The organism is Ideonella sp. P3_A4 (genome assembly GCF_056403075.1).
The window spans coordinates 1-2,042 of sequence record NZ_JBFUGE010000874.1; the positions used below are offsets into that span (position 1 = coordinate 1).

General features: G+C 65.8%; 3 protein-coding genes. All 3 read right to left on the reverse strand.

Annotated features, from left to right (window positions below; all coding sequences use genetic code 11):
* Positions 1 to 1,096 (reverse strand): ATP phosphoribosyltransferase regulatory subunit (locus AC1DYI_RS33915; protein WP_477208502.1); only part of this gene is annotated, 1,096 nt, incomplete at its 3' end.
* 72 nt (positions 1,097 to 1,168) lie between these two features.
* Positions 1,169 to 1,357, reverse strand: coding sequence for a DUF2065 domain-containing protein (locus AC1DYI_RS33920; RefSeq protein ID WP_374564244.1), 189 nt, complete (start codon positions 1,355 to 1,357; stop codon positions 1,169 to 1,171).
* Positions 1,358 to 1,393: 36 nt separating this feature from the next.
* Positions 1,394 to 2,042, reverse strand: a 649-nt coding sequence (gene hflC / locus AC1DYI_RS33925) for a protease modulator HflC (RefSeq protein ID WP_477208503.1), incomplete at its 5' end; no start/stop codon positions are given.

Genomic DNA, 2,042 nt, shown 5'->3' on the forward strand with positions numbered 1-2,042 from the left:
TCTCATGCTCGTGGCCCGGCAATATGCAGACCACCGTCTCGCCTTGGGCGCGCAGTTGGCGCACTGCGGCACGCAGGCTGGCGTCTTCGCCCCAGGGCGCACGCACGGCGGCCCGCGGCGGCGCGATCGGCGTCACCGCGGTCAGACCCTTCAGGTCCAGGCTGCAACCCACGGCGGGGCGGTTGCGGCCAAACACGGCGCCGACTTCGTCGTAGCGACCGCCGCGCACCAGCGCGTTGGTCGAACCGGCACCGTAGACCGCAAAGCGCACGCCGCTGTAGTAGGCGTAGCCGCTCATGTCGGACAGGTCGAAGCCAATGCGAACCTCGGGGTTCGATTGGCGCAGATGGCGGGCCAGCCACGCCAAGTCGTCCAGCGCAGCGGCAATCGGCGCACGGGCCGGCAGGCGGTGGCGGGCTTGTTCGAGCACTTCGTCGCCGCCGTACATCTCCAGAAGCGTGGCCAGGCCCGCACGGGTTTCCGGCGGGCAATGGCGCGCCAGCGCTTGCACGGTGCTGCCATCTTTTGCGGTCAATGCCGCCACCAGCTCGGTCAGCGCCGCGGCATCCAACGGGACACCAGCCAACACCGAGCGCACGACGCGGGCGTCACCCAAATCGATCGTCAGCTCACGAGCGCCGATAGCGGCCAGGCCGTCGAGCGCCAGCTCCTGCACTTCCAGGTCGGCCTCCAGGCCGGCATGGCCGAAGATTTCGGCGCCGAACTGCAGTGGCTCGCGCGTCATGTGCAAGCCCGACGGCTTGGTGTGCAGCACGGGGCCGCAATAGCACAGGCGCGTCACGCCTTCGYGGTTCAACAGGTGGGCGTCGACCCGGGCGACCTGGGGCGTGGTGTCGGCGCGCAGGCCGAGCGTGCGGCCGGAAAGTTGGTCGACCAGTTTGAAGGTCTTCAGGTCCAGTTCGCGGCCGGTACCGGACAGCAAGGAGTCCAGGTACTCCAGCATCGGCGGCATCACCAGCTCGAAGCCGTAGCCGCGGGCGCGGTCCAGCCATTGGCGCCGCAGTTCCTCGATGCGCCTGGCCTCTGCGGGCAGGACGTCAGCAATGTGCTCTGGCAACAGCCAAGCAGACGACATGAAAAAGCACCGGGGTTAAAACCGGCATTGTACAGGGGGGGTTTCGCCAAGCGGGGGCTTGGCAAGCCGCCTTCAGTTGCCCAAAAGCAGCAATACCGCCAGCCCGATCAGCATGCTGGTCAGGCCGATGAAGCGGATCTGACCGTCGCTCAGCTGGGTGGCGCGCAGGAAGATCTCGCGCCAGCGGCCTGGGCTGAAAAATGGCAACAGGCCTTCGAACACCAGCATCAGCGCCAGCGCTGGCAGCAGCAAATCACCCATGATTCAGGCCACCCTCCCAAGCAGGTTGCGCGCTGGTCACTTCTTGGCCGGCGGGGCGCTGCCGCCACCGCTGCCACGCATCGCCTTGAAAAAGTCCGATGAAGGGTCGACGACCATCACGTCGCTCTTGCTGCGGAAGCTCTGCTTGTAGGCCTCGAGGCTTCGATAGAACTGGGCAAACTGCGCGTCGCGGCCGAAGGCGCTGGCGTAGATGGCCGAAGCCTTGGCATCGCCCTCACCCTTGATCTTCTGCGCATCGCGGTAGGCCTCGGCAATGATCACTTCGCGCTGGCGATCGGCATCAGCGCGGATGCGTTCTCCATCAGCCTGGCCCTTCGAGCGCAGCTCGTTGGCCACCTGCTGCCGCTCGGACTGCATCCGGCGGTAGACAGAGTCGGTGATGCTGGCGACGAAATCAACGCGCTTGATCCGCACGTCGATGATCTCGACGCCGAAGGACTTGGCCGGCTCGGCCAGGCTCGCCTTGACGTCGTTCATGATCTTTTCGCGTTCGGTAGCGAGCACCATGCCCACGGTGCGCTTCGTGACCTGTTCGTTGAATGCCGCCTGAACCACAGGGCTCAGCCGATTCTCGAGATTGCGCAGATCGACGCCGTTGTTGCGGATGAACTGGCGCGAATCCGCGATGCGCCACTTGACCAGCCAATCGATGGCCAGCGTCTTT